Origin of the sequence: Niallia sp. FSL W8-1348 (assembly GCF_038006745.1) — a bacterium.
Lineage (GTDB): Bacteria > Bacillota > Bacilli > Bacillales > Cytobacillaceae > Niallia > Niallia alba.
In genome coordinates this window covers 142,779-164,712 of record NZ_JBBOVV010000001.1, presented here as the reverse complement: position 1 = coordinate 164,712, position 21,934 = coordinate 142,779, and the positions used below count along the sequence as shown (strand labels likewise).

Annotated in this window: 20 protein-coding genes; 12 read left to right on the top strand and 8 right to left on the bottom strand. The window is 34.7% G+C overall.

The features are described from left to right. Positions 1 to 131 precede the first annotated feature (131 nt). Positions 132 to 1,058 carry a substrate-binding domain-containing protein gene (locus NST60_RS00930; RefSeq protein ID WP_169188417.1) on the bottom strand — a complete coding sequence of 309 codons (927 nt, stop codon included), beginning with the start codon at positions 1,056 to 1,058 and terminating at the stop codon, positions 132 to 134. A 152-nt stretch (positions 1,059 to 1,210) separates the two neighbouring features. Here NST60_RS00930 and modA point away from each other — a divergent pair, with 152 nt between their 5' ends. The 8 genes from modA (at position 1,211) to NST60_RS00890 (ending at position 10,758) form a co-directional block, all read left to right on the top strand. Further along, on the top strand, positions 1,211 to 2,017 hold the full coding sequence (gene modA / locus NST60_RS00925; protein WP_016204699.1) for a molybdate ABC transporter substrate-binding protein: 807 nt from the start codon (positions 1,211 to 1,213) through the stop codon (positions 2,015 to 2,017). Between the two features lie 6 nt (positions 2,018 to 2,023). Further along, positions 2,024 to 2,680: a molybdate ABC transporter permease subunit gene (gene modB / locus NST60_RS00920; protein WP_169188418.1), complete on the top strand. Its 657-nt coding sequence runs from the start codon at positions 2,024 to 2,026 to the stop codon at positions 2,678 to 2,680. A gap of 545 nt (positions 2,681 to 3,225) precedes the next feature. Beyond that, entirely contained in the window at positions 3,226 to 4,578 is a 1,353-nt protein-coding gene (locus NST60_RS00915; RefSeq protein WP_169188419.1) for a cytochrome ubiquinol oxidase subunit I, read from the top strand. Further along, positions 4,575 to 5,588, top strand: a complete 1,014-nt coding sequence (locus NST60_RS00910; RefSeq protein ID WP_016204696.1) for a cytochrome d ubiquinol oxidase subunit II — start codon at positions 4,575 to 4,577, stop codon at positions 5,586 to 5,588. Before NST60_RS00915 ends, NST60_RS00910 begins: the two co-directional genes overlap by 4 nt. Before the next feature lie 39 nt (positions 5,589 to 5,627). Then, positions 5,628 to 7,358 carry a thiol reductant ABC exporter subunit CydD gene (gene cydD, locus NST60_RS00905; RefSeq protein WP_016204695.1) on the top strand — a complete coding sequence of 577 codons (1,731 nt, stop codon included), beginning with the start codon at positions 5,628 to 5,630 and terminating at the stop codon, positions 7,356 to 7,358. Next, complete coding sequence (gene cydC, locus NST60_RS00900; protein ID WP_016204694.1) at positions 7,358 to 9,076, top strand: thiol reductant ABC exporter subunit CydC; 1,719 nt, start codon at positions 7,358 to 7,360, stop codon at positions 9,074 to 9,076. The genes cydD and cydC overlap by 1 nt, the downstream gene beginning before the upstream one ends. A 307-nt stretch (positions 9,077 to 9,383) precedes the next feature. Beyond that, positions 9,384 to 9,719 carry an ArsR/SmtB family transcription factor gene (locus tag NST60_RS00895; protein ID WP_016204693.1) on the top strand — a complete coding sequence of 112 codons (336 nt, stop codon included), beginning with the start codon at positions 9,384 to 9,386 and terminating at the stop codon, positions 9,717 to 9,719. Positions 9,720 to 9,759: 40 nt separating this feature from the next. Continuing rightward, a complete protein-coding gene (locus NST60_RS00890) occupies positions 9,760 to 10,758 on the top strand; it encodes an NADP-dependent oxidoreductase (protein WP_341097992.1) in 999 nt (332 codons plus the stop codon). Positions 10,759 to 10,978: 220 nt separating this feature from the next. Here NST60_RS00890 and NST60_RS00885 read toward each other — a convergent pair whose 3' ends face one another. Continuing rightward, on the bottom strand, positions 10,979 to 12,094 hold the full coding sequence (locus NST60_RS00885) for an IS4 family transposase (protein WP_016201461.1): 1,116 nt from the start codon (positions 12,092 to 12,094) through the stop codon (positions 10,979 to 10,981). Between the two features lie 406 nt (positions 12,095 to 12,500). Here NST60_RS00885 and NST60_RS00880 point away from each other — a divergent pair, with 406 nt between their 5' ends. Then, a complete protein-coding gene (locus NST60_RS00880) occupies positions 12,501 to 12,944 on the top strand; it encodes a cell wall hydrolase (RefSeq protein WP_016204691.1) in 444 nt (147 codons plus the stop codon). A 334-nt stretch (positions 12,945 to 13,278) separates the two neighbouring features. Here NST60_RS00880 and NST60_RS00870 read toward each other — a convergent pair whose 3' ends face one another. Then, on the bottom strand, positions 13,279 to 14,271 hold the full coding sequence (locus NST60_RS00870; RefSeq protein WP_016204690.1) for a DUF3231 family protein: 993 nt from the start codon (positions 14,269 to 14,271) through the stop codon (positions 13,279 to 13,281). Positions 14,272 to 14,552: 281 nt separating this feature from the next. On the opposite strand from NST60_RS00870, the gene NST60_RS00865 reads away from it, so the two are divergent. After that, a complete protein-coding gene (locus tag NST60_RS00865; RefSeq protein ID WP_016204689.1) occupies positions 14,553 to 15,398 on the top strand; it encodes an AraC family transcriptional regulator in 846 nt (281 codons plus the stop codon). A 230-nt stretch (positions 15,399 to 15,628) separates the two neighbouring features. Further along, a complete protein-coding gene (locus NST60_RS00860) occupies positions 15,629 to 17,281 on the top strand; it encodes an ABC transporter ATP-binding protein (RefSeq protein ID WP_341097991.1) in 1,653 nt (550 codons plus the stop codon). Positions 17,282 to 17,411: 130 nt separating this feature from the next. On the opposite strand, the gene NST60_RS00855 is transcribed toward NST60_RS00860, so the two are convergent. Together NST60_RS00855 and NST60_RS00850 are read right to left on the bottom strand one after the other, a co-directional pair. Beyond that, positions 17,412 to 17,903, bottom strand: coding sequence for a CBO0543 family protein (locus NST60_RS00855; RefSeq protein ID WP_341097990.1), 492 nt, complete (start codon positions 17,901 to 17,903; stop codon positions 17,412 to 17,414). A 152-nt stretch (positions 17,904 to 18,055) separates the two neighbouring features. Continuing rightward, complete coding sequence (locus tag NST60_RS00850) at positions 18,056 to 18,604, bottom strand: GNAT family N-acetyltransferase (protein WP_016204685.1); 549 nt, start codon at positions 18,602 to 18,604, stop codon at positions 18,056 to 18,058. A 148-nt stretch (positions 18,605 to 18,752) separates the two neighbouring features. Between NST60_RS00850 and NST60_RS00845 the strand changes: the two genes are divergently transcribed. Next, positions 18,753 to 19,460: a DNA alkylation repair protein gene (locus tag NST60_RS00845; RefSeq protein WP_016204684.1), complete on the top strand. Its 708-nt coding sequence runs from the start codon at positions 18,753 to 18,755 to the stop codon at positions 19,458 to 19,460. Positions 19,461 to 19,548: 88 nt separating this feature from the next. Here NST60_RS00845 and NST60_RS00840 read toward each other — a convergent pair whose 3' ends face one another. From NST60_RS00840 to NST60_RS00830, 3 genes are all read right to left on the bottom strand, one after another. Beyond that, complete coding sequence (locus NST60_RS00840) at positions 19,549 to 20,019, bottom strand: CBO0543 family protein (protein ID WP_016204683.1); 471 nt, start codon at positions 20,017 to 20,019, stop codon at positions 19,549 to 19,551. 33 nt (positions 20,020 to 20,052) lie between these two features. Then, positions 20,053 to 20,508: a CBO0543 family protein gene (locus NST60_RS00835; RefSeq protein ID WP_341097986.1), complete on the bottom strand. Its 456-nt coding sequence runs from the start codon at positions 20,506 to 20,508 to the stop codon at positions 20,053 to 20,055. A 248-nt stretch (positions 20,509 to 20,756) separates the two neighbouring features. Then, positions 20,757 to 21,881: an IS4 family transposase gene (locus NST60_RS00830; protein ID WP_100525935.1), complete on the bottom strand. Its 1,125-nt coding sequence runs from the start codon at positions 21,879 to 21,881 to the stop codon at positions 20,757 to 20,759. Positions 21,882 to 21,934 lie beyond the last annotated feature (53 nt).

Genomic DNA, 21,934 nt, shown 5'->3' with positions numbered 1-21,934 from the left:
AAAACAGTTTCGTCATAGCGAAACTGTTTTTTTTTGTATAAAGTTTTTATCTTGGTCTACAAGAAGTGTATTTAGGCTCTATTGGTCGTGAGATTTTCTGCAATACTCTAAAAGAAGCGAAGTAATTCTTTTTAAAATGTTTCATAAATAATTTCGCCCGTTATAGAGGTATCATAATCTCCCAAAGAATCAATTTCTTTCCGAAATTGGCTGGAGGATAGAATATTCTTCACTGTGTTAATCAGCAGTTCCGTACTATCATTTTTAATCATTACAAGATCATAGCGTTCTGTAATTAATGGTATAAAATCAATTCCAACAATTTTGGCGGCTTTTTCAATGCCCACTCCTATATCTGCCATTCCAGTAGAGATAGCGGAAGCGACGCTTAGATGGTTAGTTTCTTCCTGATCGTATCCTATGATCTCACCTGAAGGAATTTCGTTAATTCTTAGCTGCTCATCAAGTAATATCCGAGCTCCCGAACCTTTTTCTCTATTAATAATTCTTATATCTTTTCTCCTTAAATCAGTCCATGAAGTAAGGTTTAAGGGATTTCCCTTTTTTACATAAAAACCTGCTCTTCTAGATAAAAGATTGAGTAGAATATATGGGCGGCTTACTAAAATTTTCTTGACATAAGGGACATTGTATTCTCCTGTATATCCATCAAACATATGTAAACTAACAATATCCATTTTCCCATTATACATGGATATAAGACTATTTAAACTTCCTGTATAGGAACGCAATGCATGATAGGGGGAATTTCTTTCAATATATCTTCCAAGTATGTCAAGAACCATATCTTGTCCACTAATTACTATGCTAAAAGGATCTTTTGTTTCCCTTTTCGGTTCGAATGGTTGAGCCATAGTGCTTTGGTTGTTCTTTTGTCTGTTAATATACGTATTCAAATCATTAGCATCTATTCTCATTTGTCTTCCCACTCGGAATACAGGAAGTTCTCCTTTTTTTACAAGGTCGTAAAGGGTTAATTTGGATACTTTTAAAAGTTGAGACACTTCTTCAATGGTATAGGAAAATTCTTTTGACATTTACATCCCTCCATTTTGTATTTTAACTTAATAATTCTCCCAAAGTACATTTATATAGAGAAAAATATAAGAATTTTTTCATTTTCGATATAATAAGTAATTATAATTAGTTATAATCAATTATAACTAATTATAAAAAAGGGGGATTTGAAATGAAAAAAATTTATCAAGCGTTATCTTGTATGCTAATACTATTGCTTTTTATTTCTGGATGTTCAACTAATGAACAAACAGAGACAGCGGATAACAATCAAGACACGAGTAAAGAGAAGGTGGAGTTGACCGTTTCTGCTGCTGCTAGTTTGCAAGATGCGTTGTCGGATATTAAAACAGAGTTTGAAAAGGAAAATCCAACTATAAAACTTAATTATAATTTTGGGGCATCAGGTGCACTCCAACAACAAATTTCTCAAGGGGCTCCTGTAGATATCTTCTTCTCAGCAGCCGAGGATAAATTTCAGAATTTAGTGGATGAGGGACTTATTGAAGAGAGTAATGGGATTGATTTAGTCGGAAATGACTTAGTATTGGTAATACCGAAAGATTCAACTAAGGGGATCGAAAGTTTTGAAGATTTACCAAAAGCAACTAAAATAGCACTTGGAACACCAGAATCCGTACCAGCAGGACAATATGGTAAGGACACATTAGAAAATTTAGGCCTCTGGAGTACACTAGAGGAAAAAGTTGTTTATGCAAAGGATGTTCGCCAAGTTCTTACATATGTGGAGACGACTAATGTTGACGCCGGTATTGTTTATAAAACAGATGCTTTAACTTCTGAAAAAGTGCAAATTATTGCTACAGCAGAAGATGATTCACATGATCCGATTATCTATCCAGTTGGGATCATAAAAAATAGTTCCCATCTTGGAGAAGCCGAACTATTCTATAATTATCTACAAAGCGATAAAGCAATAAAGGTTTTAGAAGAGTACGGATTTAAGGATCTTAAGTAATAAAAAATGGCAAGTAACTTTTGGTCACCTGTTAAATTATCCATTGAGATTGCATCTATCTCCACTATATTAGTAATTGTTTTGGGGTTGTTTTTTGGTAAAGTTATGGCTAATAGAAAATTTAAAGGGAAGGTTCTCGTTGATACAATATTTTTATTACCATTAGTGTTACCTCCCACAGTTGTCGGATTTTTGCTGCTTATGATTTTTGGTCGGAACAGTCCAGTTGGCCATTTAATGGAATGGATTTTTAACCAACCTGTTTTATTCACTTGGTGGGCTGCACTGATCGCCTCAACAATTGTTGCTTTTCCACTTATGTATCAATCTGCTCGGACCGGTTTTGAGGCTGTAGATAGTGATATTGAAAATGCTGCACGTGTAGATGGAGCAAATGCATTTAGAGTATTATGGTACATCACTTTGCCTCTTGCACTTAAATCGATTGTTTCAGGAGCAATGTTGAGTTTTGCCAGAGCATTAGGCGAATTTGGGGCAACTTTAATGTTTGCAGGAAATATTCCTGGCAAAACGCAAACCATTCCAACAGCTATTTATGTTGCGATCGATTCAGGCAATATGGATATGGCTTGGTTATGGGTTGCAAGCATTATCGTAATTTCATTCTTTATGTTGGTATGCGTATATTTTATTAGGTCTTGAAGGAATGAATAAGTAATTATTATAGTTACTGGAAGATAATTTTAAAAATTACATAGTGATCTCCTTTAAAATGTTTTCGGACCAATTCAAATGATGAATTGGTCCTTTTCGTTATGTTGTAAAAACAAATGGAAGAAAAATCCTTCTCAAAATGTACACATTTTAATGATTGTCTTCTGTGTTAACATCATAATAATAGTGTTAATGTTTATTTAGTGTTTGTATAGTTAGTAAAGTACATAAGTGTAGATTAATTTGGGTATTCTAAAAGAGAATCATGAATATAAATGGAGTTAGAATTTAATAAATTCCAGAAAGTTTATATAGATGATGATACAGCTTTATTATGCTCATTATTTCACTTACTAAAAGAGGAAAATTAATTGTTTAATCTATGAGCAACCTGAACTCATCTAGACTCCTATGGTATTAGCAAGACAGGTGAGATCGCTCGCTTCATGGAAAGCGAAATGTTTTCAGACTGCGGGTTAATACCCACAAACTTTATGAAAACATCCTAATAAAAACTAAAGAGGAGGGAAAACATGGATTTTGATACGGTTACGATTAGTAGATTAATCACCGCAATGACCCTAATTTTTCACATAGTCTTTGCAACATTAGGGGTCGGAGTACCATTGTTTATTTCATTAGCTGAATTTATCGGCATTAGAAAAAAAGACAAACACTATGAATTATTAGCGAAAAGATGGTCTAGGGGGTTTGTTATTACTGTTGCAATTGGAGTAGTAACTGGGACAGCAATTGCCCTGCAGCTATCTTTAGTATGGCCAAACTTTATGCAACTGGCAGGTAATGTGATTGCCTTACCATTATTTATGGAAGTTTTTGCGTTTTTCTTTGAGGCTATTTTCTTAGGCATTTATTTATATACATGGGATCGTTTCAAAAGTAAATATACGCACTGGTTATTGACATTGCCAGTTGTGATTGGGGCGGGTATGTCAGCAGTCTTTATTACTACTGTAAACTCGTTTATGAATTCACCAAATGGTTTTAAGATGGTCGGTGGAGAATTTGTAGCGGTCAATCCGTTAGAAGCAATGTTAAATCCATCATCACCAACGAGAATTTTTCATGTGTTAGGTGGTTCCTATTTAACAGTTGCTGCTATTTTAGCAACGATTGCTGCGATTGCGCTATTAAGAAACAAAGGGGCTCGTGAATATCATCAGAAAGCACTAAAGATGACGGTTATCGCTATGTTTATATTCTCAGTGATAACTGCATTAGCAGGTGATGTCTCGGCAAAATATTTAGCAAAACATCAGACAGAAAAGTTAGCTGCGGCAGAATGGCTTTTTGAATCAGAAGAGAATGCTGATCTCCTTCTTTTTGGATGGTTGAATGAAGAGAATGAAGTCGTTGGAGCGATTAGAGTACCTGGATTTTTAAGCTTTTTAGCACACGGTGACTTTACGAGTGAGGTAACTGGTTTGGAAGCCACACCAGAAGAGGAAAGACCACCATTAATCATCCACTATTTATTTGATTCTATGGTATCCATTGGTTTCTTCCTATTAGGTATTTCCTTTTTGTATATTGTGTTAAACAGGTTTAAACGCTGGAACGAACACAGTAGATTTATGCTTTGGCTAATCGCCATTAGTGGTCCCCTTGCAATGTTAGCTGTGGAACTTGGGTGGGTTTTTGCAGAATTAGGAAGACAGCCTTGGATCGTAAGAGGTTACATGACTGTTGATGAGGCAGCAACTACCTCACCATATATTTTGCATATGTTTTTCTTATTTTTAGCACTGTATATTGTACTCGGGACATTATTTACGATAACTTTACGAAAATTATTTAAAGATAATCCAGCAGAACTTGAGTTGGAGAAACATTACCCTGAATGGAAAGAGGGGGTTAAAAAATGAGTTATGAAGTAATCGGAATTACGGTGTTATGGTTGTTTTTATACGGATATCTAATTGTCGCATCTATTGATTTTGGTGCAGGATTTTTTGCTTACTATGCAAAGATTACAAAGCAAGACCATATCATTAATCAAATTATTTCGCGCTATTTATCGCCTGTTTGGGAAGTAACGAATGTATTTTTAGTCTTCTTTTTTGTGGGAATCGTCGGTTTTTTTCCGTCTTCAGCCTATTATTATGGATCAGCATTACTTGTACCTGCAAGTTTTGCCATTATCTTGTTAGCAATTCGAGGGTCCTTTTACGCTTTTGAAAATTATGGTTCAAAACAAAGTAATATCTATATGTTTCTATATGGAGCCACAGGGCTATTCATTCCTGCATCGTTATCGGTCGCCTTAACGATTTCAGAAGGGGGCTTTATTTCTGAACAAAATGGTCATGTTTCTTTAAAGTTTTTTGAGTTATTTACTAGTCCATTAGCATGGAGTATTGTTGCGTTAGCTATTGTTTCTGTTTTATTTATTAGTGCAAGTTTCATTACCTATTATGCATCAAGAGCAAAAGATATTGCAGCACTACAGTTGGTACGAAAATGGGCATTATTCTGGGCAACGCCAACCATTATTATGGCGTTAACAACTATGATTGCTTTAAGTGAGAGAAATCGGGTTAACTACGAAAATATGTTGGATTTATGGTGGATATTTGGTCTATCGATGGGGTTTTTCTTAATTGGTATTAGTCTATTATATATTGGCAGAAATTATGGTACGGCCTTTATTGCAATTATGCTGCAATTCTTTTTTGCCTTTTTCGGATACGGAATGGCTAAGTACCCCTATTTGCTCTATCCATACATCAATATAGAAGATAGTGTTACAAATCCATCCATGGCGCTGGCGCTTATAATTGCTTTTATTGGGGGACTTTTATTATTAGTTCCTTCCCTAATCTTATTGATGCGCTTATTTTTATTTGATGCAGATTATGCCAAAGGAAAAAAATGATGAATACGCTAAATTCTAAATTAGAGGGCGGAATCGTTCATGCAAAATTTAAAGAAAACGGTTTGGATGCATAAGAAAAAGATTTATTATTTACTTGGATTAACCTTGATACTGGGTATCGCAATTGTTGCACAGGCTTATGTGATGACAAGCATTGTCGATGGTGTGTTTCTAAAAAACCAGACGTTTTCAGCAGTTATCCCGTGGCTGCTAATGTTACTTGCGATTTTATTTGTAAGGTCCAGTACGGATTATGTAAGTAAGCGGATTGGTGTTACGATTGCGAGCGATGTAAAGTCTGATACACGTAAGACTTTATTAAAAAAATATGTTGCTAATTCTGTCCAATTAGCTGAAAAAGGTCAGACGGGGAAAAAAGTAAGTATGCTGCTTGATGGTGTAGATGAAATGGACAGTTTTTATAGTCAGTTTATCCCACAGGTTATGCAGAGTACATTTGTGCCAATTTTAATGCTTATCGTTATCCTTACACAGCATGTGAATTCAGGCATTATTTTAATGGTCTCTGCTCCATTTATTCCAATTTATATGATAGTGATTGGTATTAAAACACAAAAAAAATCAGAGGAGAAGTTGGAGAAACTAGCTTCTTTTTCTGGTAAGTTTTTAGAAACCTTACAAGGGCTTGTAACATTAAAGCTATTTGCACAAACAAATCGGCAAAAAGAAGCATTAGAAAAAAGTAGTTTAAGCTTTCGCGATACTACGCTAGAAATATTGAAAATAGCCTTTACACAATCTTTTGCACTTGAACTTATATCAATGTTAAGTATTGGAATTGTAGCTTTAGAACTTGCTATTCAATTAATTATATATGAAAGTATTTCTTTTTTTACTGCATTTCTGATTTTAATATTGGTTCCGGAATTTTATACTTCATTAAAAGAACTTGGAGTAACGTTTCATAATGGTAGAAGCAGCATGGGAGCAGCGAAAAAAGTATTGGAAGTGTTTGATGAAGAAGATGAACCTACTTTATGGGGAAAACAAACTTTTCCAGAGTGGAAAGAGCCACCAACTATTCAGCTTGATCAAGTGAATTTTACTTATTCAAATACAAATTTTCGATTGCAAACTGTGACAGCGACTTTCTTACCTAAGCAACAAATTGCTATTGTAGGCGCTAGTGGTGCAGGAAAGACAACCTTACTTCATTTAATAGCAGGTATGATTACTCCTGACAAGGGCTCGGTTTACATTAATCAAGAAGATCTCATCAAATATACAGAATCTGCTTGGTTGGGACAAATTTCTTATATATCACAAAACCCTTATATTTTTTCTGGAACGATAGGTGAAAATATTGCGATGGGTACTACAGAAGAGGTTGGCTTAGAAGCAATTAAGGGAGCAGCGAAATTAGCGGGACTTGCATCACTGATTGAAACATTAGAACAAGGCTTTGATACTAGAATTGGCGAAGCAGGAAGAGGACTTTCCAGTGGAGAGAAGCAAAGAGTATCTATTGCACGTGCTTTTCTAAAAAAACCACATATTGTATTGTTGGATGAACCAACGCGTGGACTTGATTTAGCTACTGAAAAAATCTTACAGCAATCGATTCAGAAATTAAATGAAACAGCAACGGTGATTACTGTAGCACATCGTTTACATACGATAAAAAATGCTGATCAAATTCTTTTTTTAGAAAATGGACAGCTACAAGCTGTTGGAACACACGAGTCATTATTAGAAAATTCACCGGCATATAAGGAGTTAGTAATGATCCAAAAAGGGAGGGGAAAATAGTGAGTGCACTGCAGAAAATAATAAAATTGATGTTAATGGAGAAAAAAGATATTAACATTGCTGTCATATGCGGTTTTATTGCTGGAATTAGCAGTGTCGGTTTATTTGCTGCGAGCGGTTATCTAATATCTAAGTCTGCATTAATTCCTCCCTTTTATACATTAATTATATTGACTTCAACAGTTAAGTTACTTGGTCTTGTTAAAGCAGGAGCAAAGTATGGAGAGCGACTTTATTCCCATCGCGCAACATTTACAATTCTAAGTAATTTACGAATAGCTTTCTATGAAAAATTAACGCCACTTGTTCCCCAAATTTTTCATAAGTATAGAAGTGGGGATTTATTGGCTCGTGTTGTTGGAGACGTAGAAAGCCTGCAAAATTTCTTCTTAAGGGTGTTTTATCCTCCGTTAGTTCTTTTGCTTGTTTTTGTCAGTACCATCTTTTTTGTTTGCTTTTATTCACTCGCAATTGCTGTGATTCTCTTACTTGGATTTTTTTTAACCACTATTATCATTCCGGCCTTATTTTCCTTAAAGCAAGTTAAGATTAAGGGGAAAGTGAGGCAGGAGCGTGGTAATCTATCAACACATATTACAGAGGTAATGTATGGATTTCGTGAATTAAAGCTGTTTCATCAATTACCAAGTAAACAACAACAGCTTCTAAGTCATTCTGAATCGTATATTAACCAACAAAAAGTAGAAAATTTAAATAAAGTATCTAGTCAATCGTTTAATGGTTTTATGACTTTTGTAACAAGTTGGCTTGTCATAGGAGTTGGAGCCTATTTCGTTGCAAATGGGATGCTTGAGGGGATATTCTTGGCGATGCTTGTCATGATTTCTTTAACTGTCTTTGAGTCTGCTGCACCGATGGCTGTTTTTCCTATTTATATGCAAGAAAGCAGAGATGCATCAACACGGTTATATGAAGTAGTTGAAGACTCGAGTTTCGTTAAAGATAGTAGGGAGATTCCTATAAATAAATTACCTAGCCTTGCACCGTCATTACAGTTTACAGATGTTCAATTCACTTATATGGGGGATTGGCGTAAAACGATTCCAAAATTATCATTCGTGATACCAGCCGGGTCAAAGACAGCGATTGTCGGTGCTAGTGGCTCCGGAAAATCCACCTTGCTTCAGCTAATCTTAAAGTTACAATATGTAGATGATGGAAAGATTTATTGGGGAGATTTTGACACGTCGACTGTATCTAGTGAGGCAATCTGGGAACAAACGCGAGTTGTTTTACAGGAAAATTATTATTTTTACGGCACTATTCGTGAAAATCTTCAATTAGCTGAATCACAACTTAGTGACACGCAAATGGAAGCAGCATTAGCAAAAGTGAAGCTAGAACATTTTTCACTAGATCATCGCGTGTTAGAAAAAGGAGAAAATCTTTCAGGCGGTGAAAAACAACGGTTGGCTATTGCAAGAGCATTTTTGAAAAAAGGGCATCTATGGTTATTAGATGAGCCAACCTCATCGCTCGATTCACAGACAGAACAAAGTGTTTATCAGGAAATTTTTAAATACGCTGAACAGGATACATTTATTTTAGTTAGCCATCGCTTAAATGGTTTAGAGCATATGGATCAAATTATTGTAATGGACCATGGAGAAATTGTTGAGTGTGGTTCTTATAACGATTTAATGAATAAACAAGAATATTTTTATAAAATGAAGGTTTTAGAAGAAAGTTTGCTTTAAGAACGAATTCAAAAAATCCTTAGTTGCTTCCTATTCTGGTTAAATTAACAAGCAGCTTTCATTAGGAATAAAATACAATCAGCTATCCGGTATGTCGATATTAAAGAAAATATTCTCTCTTTTAATAGACGCTGTATGCTTTACAAACCCTAGCCATTTGCCTAGGGTTTTATTTTAAACACATGATTTGATTCGTCTCGATTTTCTTTCTCAATATTGCACCGAATCCAATAATAATATAGTATTGGATTCGGTAATATGGTTCGTCAACTTAAACCATTAAACCGAATTTGGAGGTATTAAATGAATGAATAAGCAGGATCAACTAGCTATTATCAAAGAAGATTTTGTTAATTGTCAGCAAGTACTATTGGCGATTGGGGATGAAACACGGCAATCTATCTTGTTAGTTTTAATGGGAACGGATTGTCAAACAGGCTTACGTGTCGGTGAAATTACGGAGCAAACACATCTTTCTCGTCCTGCTGTGTCACATCATCTTAAAATTTTGCGAGATGCTGGTATTATTTTAATGCGTAAAGAAGGAACAAAAAACTTTTATTATATTAATGTACGGACGAAATTAAGTTTATTAAAAACGCTTGTGTTGGATATTGAAAAGTTAATGAAGGACTTTTATTGAAATTATAAATAGAAATATACATTATTTGGAGGTATAGATTATGAAAGCAATGGTTATAGATCGGTATGGGAAAGTCCCAATGCAATTGACAGAAATGCCCACACCTGAAATGGGTGAATATGAGGTACTCGCAGAAATTCATGCTGCTAGTTTTAATCCTATTGATTTTAAAATACGGGATGGGAAAGTGAAATTGTTAGTTAAGTATAAAATGCCGCTTATCCTAGGTAATGACTTTTCTGGTATTGTGGCAAAGGTTGGCTCAAAAGTGACGCGTTTTAAAGTTGGTGACGCAATATATGGACGTCCACGTAAGAGTAAGATTGGTACTTTCGCAGAATATATTGCTATTCATGAAAATGATATAGCTTTAAAACCTAAAAATTTGAGTTTTGAAGAAGCTGCATCAATCCCTCTGGTTGGCTTAACATCTTATCAAGCGTTACACGACATCATGCAATTAAAAAAAGGACAAAAGATTTTGATTCAAGCTGGAGCTGGTGGAGTTGGAACCTTTGCCATTCAACTGGCAAAATTAATGGGTGCCACTGTTGCAACAACTGCTAGTGAAGCTGGTACGAATTTAGTAAAATCTCTTGGTGCAGATGAAATTATTAATTATAAAACAGAAAAATTTGAAGAGATACTGAGAGATTATGATGCCGTATTTGATACACTTGGGGGCAAGATACTCGAAAAATCATTCGATATTATTAAAGGCGGAGGAAAAATTGTTTCCGTTTCGGGAGTGCCGAATGCTCGTTTTGGTAAAGAATATGGTTCAGGATTTATTAAAACATTATTGTTTTCAGCAGCAAGTCATAAACTTACGGCACTTGAAAAAAAACATAATGTTTCATATACGTTTTTGTTTATGAAGCCAAGTGGAGAACAATTACAAATCATTGCAGACTTTATAGAGACTGGTAAAATCAAACCTGTAATTGATAGAGTATTCTCTTTTAAAGATGCTCAAAAGGCGATGGAATATGCGGAGTCTGGCAGGGCAAAAGGGAAAATTATTTTAAAAGTCAGATAGTTATCAAACGAAGCGAAAAAAGTTTTAGCTTACCTATTTCTCATGATTTTCTATGACTTATCCCAATTTAAATCACTAGTGTTGCATAAATATTGTCGCAATTTTCAGTCTGATTATCCTCCTTGTTTAGAGCCAAAAAGGTAAATACCTATTCAAAGGTGGCTCCATCCATTTGGGTTTTTTTTACAATTAGACTTGTGCGACAACAACAATTTGCTTATTAAGGGATGGCTTTCCCTTCAATCTTTCGAAGCCAGATATGGGCTGGTTTCCACAATGCAGCCCTTAAATAACGGCTAATTTGTAAGGTTTTTCGCTTACTTCTTGTTTCAAGTTGTACGAGAACATGTAGGCAAAAAACAATCAGTGCGATAAACACTTGGTTTTGAATCGCCCATTCACTTTGACCGTAGAACTTTTTGATGCTGAGATGCTGTTTGATCCATTTAAAGAACAACTCAATTGCCCACCGTGATTTGTACATCTCTGAAATTTCTTCGGCACTCAAATCAAAACGATTGGTAATTAAATGCAGTTCATTTCCTTTTGAATCCATCACTTTTAGAAGACGAAAGTAATTTTCAGCACGGTTTTGAGTCGTACCAATCAACACCATTTGATCTGACAAAACAGCTGAATTCTCGGGTAGTTTAAAATTATAAACTTCCCGTATGACTGCGTTTTTCCGTAGCCTTGAAAGAAAAAAGTAACCATCATCTGTCATTCGGTCAAAGCGCTCGTAATCTAGGTAGCCACGGTCAAACACATACATGCATTCTTTATCATCAACCATGATTTCAAGCTGACCACGATCATGTTCTTTTGCCGTTGTTAAAACAGCCTTTTCAGGATAGGAACTCCCTTTTTCCATAAACACAAGTCTCAAATGCAACTTGACACCCGCTTTTGTTTTGCGGAACTTTGCCCATTTATGATTGGTCAAATTAAGTGGCAATGTGCTTGAATCAATGATTTTTAACGGCATAATAAGCTTTGTATAATGTGTTTTTGCATGAATTTGTGCGACTAAATCAAGGAAAAGCCTTTGAAATAAATCTGGATTTATACCGTTTAATCGGCGTGAGAGCTGAGAAATACTGATTGAATCAAGATCAATGCCTTTTTGTAGTTGGTCGTCGAAAAGACAATCGCTTAGCTCATGCAAACTTTCGACTTCTTGTAGCTGTGCAAAAAGGAGTAATTTTAGAAATGAGTCTGTTTTTAGTTTTTTCGTATAGTAATCTAATTTCAACGTTTTCACGGTTTCTTCAAAAAGTTGAAGATTTATTGGTGAAAACCATTGTCCAAATGAAGTTTTTCGTGTAATCTTGTCCATGTGTTGGTCCTTTTTTAGTGGATTTGGACGGGTTACCACCTGACTTATCCATTATAAAGGACTTTTTCTTTGCACAAAATAATAAAATTGAACATTTTGAGTATTTTTAATAATGAAAATAAATTAATGCAACACTAGTGAATTTAAATAGATAATAAATTTTCACCAGAGTTTCTCCTGTTACTCTGGTTTTTTGTTAAATCTCAACAATCATCTTGTGATAGCTTCATTTAAACTATTTTTCTGGAAGGCTTTCGTTGATCTAATACATAAGGACTAGTATTCTTTCTTAATTTAGGAATAACATTTATTTTTTGGGGAATTTACGGGGGTTTCGTTGAATAAAACTATAAAATAAGAACTTTTCAATAAAGACTTTTTCATACTATATTTTAGGGGTGACAAAATGCCAAGAGTAAGTTACAAAAGTTCAGATGTTGACTTAATGGCAAGGATGATGAGAGCAGAAGCCGAAGGTGAAGGACCGCAAGGAATGTTATACGTTGGAAATGTAATTGTTAATCGCCTTAAAGCGGATTGTACAGATTTTGTAGATTTAAGAACCATTTCACAAGTCATTTTTCAAGTACAAGGAGGAAATTATTCTTTTGAAGCGGTTCAAAAAGGGAATGTGTTTTATCAAAGAGCCAGAGCTGCTGAAAAGAAATTAGCAAAACAAAATTTAGATTATTGGCGAGAGCACCCAGGGAAATATGCTCTTTGGTATTTTAATCCATATGCTCCGTGCCCTCCAACATGGTATGACCAACCTTTTGCAGGTCAATATAAAGATCACTGTTTTTATGAACCAAAAGCTGGAACATGTGAAAGTGTTTATATTGGAGGTTAAGCTTCCTTTTCTAATTGTTATTTAAGTTTCTTTTACTATAAAGGTTGGCTAGTGCAAGAAGACCTTCAAAATCCTTCCACACACCATCAAACTAAGTAAGCAATCATTAAACAAAATATTTGGTTCTCTATTCTTATTAAAATTATTGCGTTAGTAATGATATTCCCGGGATGTTAACTCTTTGAATGGCAGTATTAAGCGATACAGGAGCAGCTTTAATCGTTATTTTAAATGGATTACGATTAATTCAAATGAAAGGTTAAAAAAGAGATGTCCATTTAAAACGGCATCTCTTTTATTTATGTTTCTTGTTCTTCTTAATGTAAATATAAAATTAAGTTAATTCTGTTCGGTCATCTGCCTCTGGTAATTGCTCCATCCATCCTTTTTTAATCATTAGTTTACCGAACAACGAAATTGTTTTTAAATCTCTTAAAATGGCTGCGTCGCAATGTCCTAGTATGTCTATTCTCATGCTTGTTATCATGGCAGTTGTATAATACGTTGCTGCTAAATGAAATAGAAAACCTATATGAAAGGTCATTAGTCTTTCTGAGAAAGGTGCAACTACAGAATTTGTTGTTTCTCCATCTAGTAAGTTTGGAGAGTGAAGATTTTCTTTTTCAAATAAAGAAGTGAAAATACTGATGTTCTTATGAATTGTTTGTGAGCACTGCTCCATAAACTTAAGAATTTCTTTATCTTGAATAACTTGTTTAAACCCATTAAGTAGTGTTTTCGTTACAATGCTCTTCTTTAAATTAAAATAAATATTTCCTGCCTCCATAGTATTCAAAGGCCTTTTGTCTCCAAATGAGTCCATTATATAGGTTAGTTGGGTAGGAGACTTTCCAGTTTGTTTTGTAGAAAAATAAGGAGATCGTTGATAGATTCCTTTATCTAATAGAACTTCAATTGATTTATTATAAAGATCCATTGTATCAATATTGCATTGATAAAAATGGTTTCGGACATCTTTTCTGGCGGAATTACTAAAAGAAAGAGTGTATCCGGATAGACCATGCAAGGTCATATCATGTATGTAAATTAACCAAAAGTTATCTGTAAATAGAGCCGGAGCATTTAAATGAACATCATTTTCTGTAAATCCATTTGGAAGGTCTATATTTTCAGACTTAAAAAAGTCTTTAACCATTTCTAAATGTTTATGAGAGAGATTTAAAGTAAATTTAAAAAGAGAAAGAATCTCTGGATCTTTAGCTGTTGCTAAAACATGTTTACTAATGCAAGTCGACATGGTATTTTGAATATATTGCGTCCACAATCCTGTAATTTCTGAAGAAGTTAATCTTTGCTTATTATTCATAGATGGACCTCCAATTTATTAAACTGATGATAGTATGCCCTAAATATCTTTTTGCTATTAATTTTTGTAAGGAGATGAAGGGAGCTTATAGATTGAAATAGAGGAAAGAACGGAGAGAATCTAAAATTTCTTTTTTTGCTAAAAGCAACAAATATTATTCCACGAATGTGGAGTCATGCCACAGCTGTCCTTTACCTCTATAAAAGCTACTTTTTTAGGCAATAAATGTCGTACGAAACGTCTTTCATTTTCTTAAAATAGATAACGAAAGGAGGAAATGTATGGATTGGCTTGATCGAATGAACAATGTTTTAGACTACATAGAAGAGAATTTAGAAGAAGAAATAGACTACAAACAATTAGCGAAGATTGCTTATTGTTCGGAATTTCATTTTTCAAGAATGTTTGCATCTATATCAGGAATTTCTTTATCCGAATATATTAGACGCAGACGCTTAACTCTTGCTGCGTTTGAGTTGCAAAAAAGCGATAAGCGAATTTTAGAGATTGCGAATATGTATGGGTATGAATCAGCTGATGCTTTTTCTCGCGCTTTTAAAAAATTACATGGAATAAAACCTTCGGAATGCCGCCAGCAAGGAACACAACTGAAGGCCTTTCCTAAAATCTCCTTTCAGTTATCCATAAAAGGAGATACGGAAATGGAATATAGAATCGAAAATTTAGACTTTGAATTAAGAATCATTGGGAAGAGTAATTCGGTTAAAACAAGTCGAGCGTTTAAAACAATTCCAACGATTTGGAGTAAGGCGAAAAAAGATGGATTTATGCAGGAATTGATTGATCTGTCATGGGAAAATCCAAAGTGTTCGCTGGAAGGGATCTTGGGTGTGTGTGGGAAAGAAGCGGCCATAATGGATGAAGCATTTAATTATTTTACGGGTGTTCGGTATGATGGCGATGCAAGGGAAGGAATGGAAACATTAATTATTCCACCAGCAACATGGGCTGTTTTTCCAAATATTGTAGAAGCCTGGAAACGATTATATGCCGAGTGGGTTCCTACATCTGGTTATGAACTTGCCAATCTACCATGCATGGAATGTTACTATGGGCCAGGACACAAACCACGGCATGAATTATGGGTGCCAATCATTTCTAAATAAGACTTTTATAAATGTTGGTTTGAATAACAAAAAGCCTTCTTTTTTCATAGAGAGGGCTGTTTGTTAGGAAAGTGTTGGGATATATTGACAATGTTTTTCCGCTACTTTAAAATTTTAAATAAATCTATTAATTCTAATATATTTTGTGAATGAAATCACATGATTTTTTATATCTAATAAATGGCAAAGGAGAAAAAACTTAAAATTAATGGAATAGGAAGAAGTAGATCATGCAAAAAATTATAAATTGTTTTCGAGATCATAGTACAACTAGATTAAAGTGGCTGTTTTTATTTACAATCTTTTTACTAATCATTTCTGCTATCACTGCATTAGTACCAATTAAATTTGTTGAGAAGATTGTTAACAGTCTTTCGGAAGAAGCAACAGCAAGTCAAATTGTCTATTTTGGCTGTCTTTATGTATTATTTCAAGTTATAAATTATTGTTTTCAAGCAATCTCCCGAAGTATGGCAGACTATGTACAATACAATGTTGGAAATAATCTACAGCTAAAACTTTTTCGAAAATTGATGTATGCAGATCTATTGGCATTAGAGAAAAAGAATGTATTTGAAACATCCAATATTTTAATGGAAGATTGTACCTATGTTAATAATGAATTAATGAAGCCTGTTATCCAATCTGTTTTTGCCTTTACTTCTTTTTGTACTGCTTTGATTTACATGCTTACAATTAACATTCAGCTTACGTTTATAATGGTTCCATTAGGTATCATAACAGCTTTTGCTTCTCATGCAATTCAAAAAAGAACAGATATCAATATTACCAACCAAAGAAAAGGATCGCATCAATTGTGGAAAGTTTTTCTGGAAGGGATTTCTGGTATCAAAACCATTCGAGTTTTTCAATATAAAGAACATTATACAACGAAAGTACAGGAGCGTAATAACAAATTAAAGAAGATTAATATAAAGCAAAGCTACATTGAAAATATTTCAGAAAATCTTATTGGTTTATTGTTCATGCTATCAATTGGAACAATCCTTATCGTATCTGCATTTATGGTACACCAACAACAGGTCTCAATTGGTAGTATGCTTGCGATTTTATTATATAACCATATGCTGACAGACCCTTTTTTAGAAATTGTTGAGATTCGCAATAAAACAACAAAACTTCGCATTTCCCTTGACCGTATATACAGTATTTTTTCCCTTAAAGAAGATAGTCTCCTAAATGCTGTGGTTGAATCGATTGACACAATGGAAGTTTCGGGACTATCTTTTGCTTATGAAAATAAAAATATTATTGATAATCTGAGCTTTACTGTCACGAAACCAGCTAACATATGTATTATGGGACCTAGCGGATGTGGTAAGTCCACCTTAGCGAAGATTTTATCCAAGTTGTATGATACAGGGGAAAATAGCGTGGAATTTTATAAAGGTGGTCAATCAATCGCGAAGCCTCATGTCTCCTATTTAATGCAGGATGCCTATCTATTTGATTTATCAATCGAGGAAAATATCAAATTAGCCAATCCTAACATAACAAGAAAACAATTCAATGAATTGATATCATTAAGTTGTCTTGAAAATGTTTTAGAACGGCATCAGGATATCCCAATTGGTATGAATGGTAGTAGGCTTTCAGGAGGAGAAAGAAAGAGAGTTCTTATCGCCCAAACGCTAGCTAAACCAAACACTGATATTCTTCTTTTTGATGAGTTGTCTAGTTCGCTGGATATAAGCACCGCAGAGAAAATTTTTCGGAATTTGGCTGATTTACGAATGAATAAAATATGTATTTTCATTGAGCATTCAGATGCATATTTACATTATATGAACATTATATTCCATTACAAAGACGGTAATTTTCATAAAATTGACAATGGAACTAAGTGTTTAGAAAAATCTTAAGAATTATGAAGTCGTTCCTTTTATATAGAAGATAAATTAATAATCTAAACGAACAGTAGCAAGTTTATATTCGCTTTTACGAAGTTTTATAAAGGATATAAGAAAGATAGTAAAATGGAATAAAAGGCAATCAGTTCTCTCCAGATTGCCTAATAGCCGCTTTGCTAACCAAGCCCATTATTAATTTCACCAATAAAAACGTTCCTGCGATTGAAAGAAAACTATGTACGGATGTCCAAGATTTTTTATATTTAATTAAATTTGTTTTTCTTTCGATCCAGTGTTCAGCAAATGTAGAGGGAACGCTAAACAATAAGGTCTTCATCAATGTCCCTGCAATGCTTGAATTTTTCGTTACTTGATTGTAGTAGATACAAGTTACAGGGAAAAGCAGATAGCTAAATAGTACACTAACATCAAATGTTTTTAACAATTTTACTGGATAGGTTAGATATCCTTTTTTTACTAAAAGATTATCTAAAATAGAGGCTATATAACTTTTCAGTAAGAAAATAATTAGCCAATCTTTTAATGGAGGTTTTCGAAGTAGATGAAAGAAAGAACCAATTCCTATCATACATAAAATTCTTAAGAACATTTTTTCATGTTTTTGTCTCTTCATCGTAATTCTTCATTCTCCTTTGTTTTAATTTTAGTTTAACCAAAGAAGAATTTTTCATCGTGAATTTTTAATGGGGAATAAGTTGAAGAATATGGTAAGGCTATGGTAGCGATAAACTTTAAATAAACCCTGCTCATAGAACAGGGCTTTGGTTAATCCTTAAAATCTCCCTTAAGGATAGAGTACATATATAAATCATCAAATTTTCCGCATGTATATTCATAATGTCTCAATAAACCTTCACGTAAGAAACCGTGTTTTTCCACTAATTTTTGTGAAGATATATTTAATGGCTCGATTAATGCTTCGATTCTTTCTAAGTTAAGATGCTGGAATCCATACGCAAGCACAGCTTCTAATGCCTCGCCAGCGATGCCTTGGCCCCAATACTTTCTGCTTAATTCGTAGCCTATTTCGGATTTATAATGCTTTGGCTGCCTATTTAGAAAACCGCAGCTACCGATCACGGTATCTTCGTTTTTTAATGTAATGCACCATCTTATTCCAGTGCCTTTTTCCCAGATTGATTTGTACCAATCTATTTCCTCTAAGACATCCTCAACAGACTTGTATGGTTCAAGCCCCATATGTTGAACAACTTCTTGATCAGATAAGTATGTAAACATATCTTTAGCATCTTCAGAAGTTACGTTTCTTAAGCGTAAACGCTCTGTTTCGATAATTGGGAATGTATGCTTCATTGACAATGCTCCTTAATAGTAAATACAATAGACTTTAGTACATACTTCAACAAACGAACGGATAAATCCTTTTTTTTCTATATTTTCATGATAGAAGGAAGCGTCTGTAAGAATAACATGCAAGAATTTTGGAGGAGGAAGGGATACAATGGATTTGGAAACCGTTATGCAAGAACTCGAAGCACTTGGAAAGGAAAGGCTGAAAAAGATGTATATGAACAATGGTGCTAAGGAGCCAGTTTTTGGTGTAGCAACTGGGGCGATGAAGCCGATTGCTAGAAAAATAAAGAAAAATCAGCCTTTAGCTGAAGAGCTATATGCAACGGGTAACTATGATGCCATGTATTTTGCTGGTGTCATTTGTGATCCTCCAATTATGACAGAGGAAGATTTTGAGCGATGGATAGATGCTGCTTATTTTTATATGCTGTCCGATTTCGTGGTGGCAGTATCTTTAGCAGAAACAAATTTTGCCCAAGCTGTTGCTGATAGATGGATTGAGAGCGGGGAAGAACTACGAATGTCAGCTGGGTGGAGTTGTTATTGCTGGCTTTTAGGAAATCGACAGGACGCTGAATTTAGTGAAAGTAAGCTTGCGAGTATGCTCGATCAAGTGAAAAATACAATTCACCAATCTCCAGATACGGTGAAATCGGCGATGAATAACTTTATTGCTACTGTGGCTATTTCCTTTGTGCCCCTTCATGAGAAAGCAGTCGAAACTGCTAAAGATGTAGGATTAGTGGAAATTAAGAAGGGCAAGAAAAAAAGCACTGTTTCTAATGTTTCGGAAAGAATTCAAAAGGAAGTAGATAGAGGCATGCTTGGCTTTAAACGTAAATATGTAAGATGCTAAACCTAATCAAACTTTCCAAGTAGAATAGCGAAACAAAGGCCAAATTCCCCTATAGTCAAAAAGGGAAATTTGGCCTTTTGTTTTATTGTCATTCTTTAAAGCCTTTCCTAAACCAGAAAGCAAACTTTTTAACAAGATATAAAACAATTAGATCAATACTGACAGCAAACCACCAATGCCAGTCAATATCATGCACAAGATCACTGCTTCTCTCTATTAAAAACATATAAAGATGCATACCGTTACTGAAAATTAGGTAATGAATCCATACTCTTATCCAATTCTTCTTTTCCGGATAATAAAGAATGAAAAAAACAGCAAAGGTCGGCAAAACTAAATAATAGAGGGAGAAACTCATTTTTGTTGCCTGCTCAAATTCTCGGTATGGAAAGCTTACTAACTTCATATTTACTTGGATAAGTTGAAATATCCATGCTGTAGCATGAGCAAATAAAAAGATAATTTGAAAATACCGTTTTTTCTCTTTTGGAATAAATTTAATGAGTAAAAACAAACAGACAATCCATGAAAGAAGTAAAATAACTAGTTCCTTATTCATTTATATTTCCGTTCCTTTTAGCTCTTTTTTAAATCAATTATAATAGGTATGGTTAATAAATAATGTGACCATTACGGATATTAGTGTATAAGAGCCGTGCCAACTTTGATAGTCCACGAGTTCTGTATGTCTCTCTATGATAACTTCCAGACAAGTGAAGAATCCAGCAAAGAGGAAGTAATAAAAGAATGTACCGATTTTCCTGAATTTTTTAGGGAAGTATAAACTAAAAATAATCGCTGTTACGGGAAAAAGAAAAAATTCAAACGTAAAACTAGAACGATTAAATTCGTTTGCAAAGGAGAAAAGCTGAATTGGATAGTCAATCATTTTCCATTCAACTGCAAGTAATCCAGCAGGCCAAGTGATAATCTGCAGGGATAAAAATAATACCCACGCTTCTCTAGCTTTTTTTCTCGGAACAAACAAGAAAATAGCAAGAATGCTTATTGCAATAATTCCGACTAAAATCCATCTTTCCATATTCATGGTAACTTCACCTGCTCAAATAGATAGTTAATCATAGTATTACCATTAGGAAAGAAAGTATCCGAAAAGTGAAGTCCTAGTTTATTAAGTTATATTGATTTTTCACTAACGTCGCATAAATTCTAACTGAATATTCTGTTTTCTGATATTCCCGTTTGAGAAGAAAAACGAAGACACGCGAACAGAGGTAGTAATCATCCATTTTTTTACTATAACCTTTGGCGAGGGCGACAGAAACGGTTAAACCTTTACGGGACAGCTCTTCCTGCTATTTTTCGAATCCAAATACGTGCTGGTTTCCAGGGTGCTGCTTTTAGCCACCGACTGATTTGTAAGTACGTCCGTGAACTATTTGTACTCAGCTGAGCCAGTACATGTAAACAGTAGACGATCATCGCGATGTACACTTGATTATGCACAGCTTGTTCGCTTTGTCCGTAGAACTTTTTGATGTTTAAATGTTGCTTCATCCACTTGAAAAACAGCTCGATTGCCCAGCGTGATTTATACAATTCAGCGATTTCATCTGCACTCAAGTCGAAGCGATTCGTTATGAGGTGTAACTCATTTCCTTTTGAATCCAACACTTTCAATTGTCTGAATTCATTACCTGCTCGACTTTGTGCTGTGCCCAAGGAAATCATTTCATCTGATAAAACGGTTGAATCTTTTGGAAGATCAAATTCCTCGATTTGATGAGTTACAGCGTTTTTCCGCAAGCGTGAAACGAAGAAGTAACCATCGTCGGTCATGCGGTCGAATCGCTCGTAATCCAAGTAGCCACGGTCAAAGACGTACATGCACTCTTTGTCGTCAACGAGTACTTCTAGCTGACCTCGATCATGTTCGATCGCATTCGTTAACACCGCTTTGTCTGGATAGGAACAACCCTTTTCTAAGTAAACAAGACGTAAATGAAGCTTAATGCCTGACTTTGTTTTGCGGAACTTAGCCCATTTATGATTGTTCAAATTCAGTGGCAACGTACTCGAGTCGATGATTTTCAGTGGTGTTGTCATTTTACGTCGCTTATCAAAATCCGTTTTCTCATGAATTTGCGCGACTAAATCTAGAAACACCTGCTGGAACACCTCTGTCGGTACTTGATTTAATCGACGTCCTAATTGTGAAAAGCTAATCGATTCCAAATTCGTTGCTTTTTGTAGGTCGTCTGAAAACAATGTATCACTGACAGCACGCAGACTTTCGGTTTCATTCAGCTGCGCAAACAGCAGTAATTTCAGGAATGAAGCGATGTGTAGCTTCTTTGTATAGTAATTTAATTGATGGGTTTCAACCAATTCTTCAAGTTTTGTGGAGGAAATCGGTGAAAACCATTGTTCAAATGATGTTTTTCGTGTAAACTTATCCATGCTTATGTCCTTTATGTTGGATTTGGATGGTTTACTACCGTCCAACCATTATA

Excerpts from the sequence above, each read along its gene's own strand:
- NST60_RS00915 (WP_169188419.1), top strand. The coding sequence starts at position 3,226 with ATGGATTTTGATACGGTTACGATTAGTAGATTAATCACCGCAATGACC.
- NST60_RS00895 (WP_016204693.1), top strand. The coding sequence starts at position 9,384 with ATGAATAAGCAGGATCAACTAGCTATTATCAAAGAAGATTTTGTTAAT.
- NST60_RS00830 (WP_100525935.1), bottom strand. The coding sequence starts at position 21,881 with ATGGATAAGTTTACACGAAAAACATCATTTGAACAATGGTTTTCACCG.
- modA (WP_016204699.1), top strand. The coding sequence starts at position 1,211 with ATGAAAAAAATTTATCAAGCGTTATCTTGTATGCTAATACTATTGCTT.
- NST60_RS00885 (WP_016201461.1), bottom strand. The coding sequence starts at position 12,094 with ATGGACAAGATTACACGAAAAACTTCATTTGGACAATGGTTTTCACCA.
- NST60_RS00840 (WP_016204683.1), bottom strand. The coding sequence starts at position 20,019 with ATGAATAAGGAACTAGTTATTTTACTTCTTTCATGGATTGTCTGTTTG.
- NST60_RS00880 (WP_016204691.1), top strand. The coding sequence starts at position 12,501 with ATGCCAAGAGTAAGTTACAAAAGTTCAGATGTTGACTTAATGGCAAGG.
- NST60_RS00865 (WP_016204689.1), top strand. The coding sequence starts at position 14,553 with ATGGATTGGCTTGATCGAATGAACAATGTTTTAGACTACATAGAAGAG.
- modB (WP_169188418.1), top strand. The coding sequence starts at position 2,024 with ATGGCAAGTAACTTTTGGTCACCTGTTAAATTATCCATTGAGATTGCA.
- NST60_RS00835 (WP_341097986.1), bottom strand. The coding sequence starts at position 20,508 with ATGAATATGGAAAGATGGATTTTAGTCGGAATTATTGCAATAAGCATT.
- NST60_RS00890 (WP_341097992.1), top strand. The coding sequence starts at position 9,760 with ATGAAAGCAATGGTTATAGATCGGTATGGGAAAGTCCCAATGCAATTG.
- NST60_RS00930 (WP_169188417.1), bottom strand. The coding sequence starts at position 1,058 with ATGTCAAAAGAATTTTCCTATACCATTGAAGAAGTGTCTCAACTTTTA.
- cydD (WP_016204695.1), top strand. The coding sequence starts at position 5,628 with ATGCAAAATTTAAAGAAAACGGTTTGGATGCATAAGAAAAAGATTTAT.
- NST60_RS00870 (WP_016204690.1), bottom strand. The coding sequence starts at position 14,271 with ATGAATAATAAGCAAAGATTAACTTCTTCAGAAATTACAGGATTGTGG.
- NST60_RS00845 (WP_016204684.1), top strand. The coding sequence starts at position 18,753 with ATGGATTTGGAAACCGTTATGCAAGAACTCGAAGCACTTGGAAAGGAA.
- NST60_RS00910 (WP_016204696.1), top strand. The coding sequence starts at position 4,575 with ATGAGTTATGAAGTAATCGGAATTACGGTGTTATGGTTGTTTTTATAC.
- NST60_RS00860 (WP_341097991.1), top strand. The coding sequence starts at position 15,629 with ATGCAAAAAATTATAAATTGTTTTCGAGATCATAGTACAACTAGATTA.
- NST60_RS00855 (WP_341097990.1), bottom strand. The coding sequence starts at position 17,903 with ATGAAGAGACAAAAACATGAAAAAATGTTCTTAAGAATTTTATGTATG.
- NST60_RS00850 (WP_016204685.1), bottom strand. The coding sequence starts at position 18,604 with ATGAAGCATACATTCCCAATTATCGAAACAGAGCGTTTACGCTTAAGA.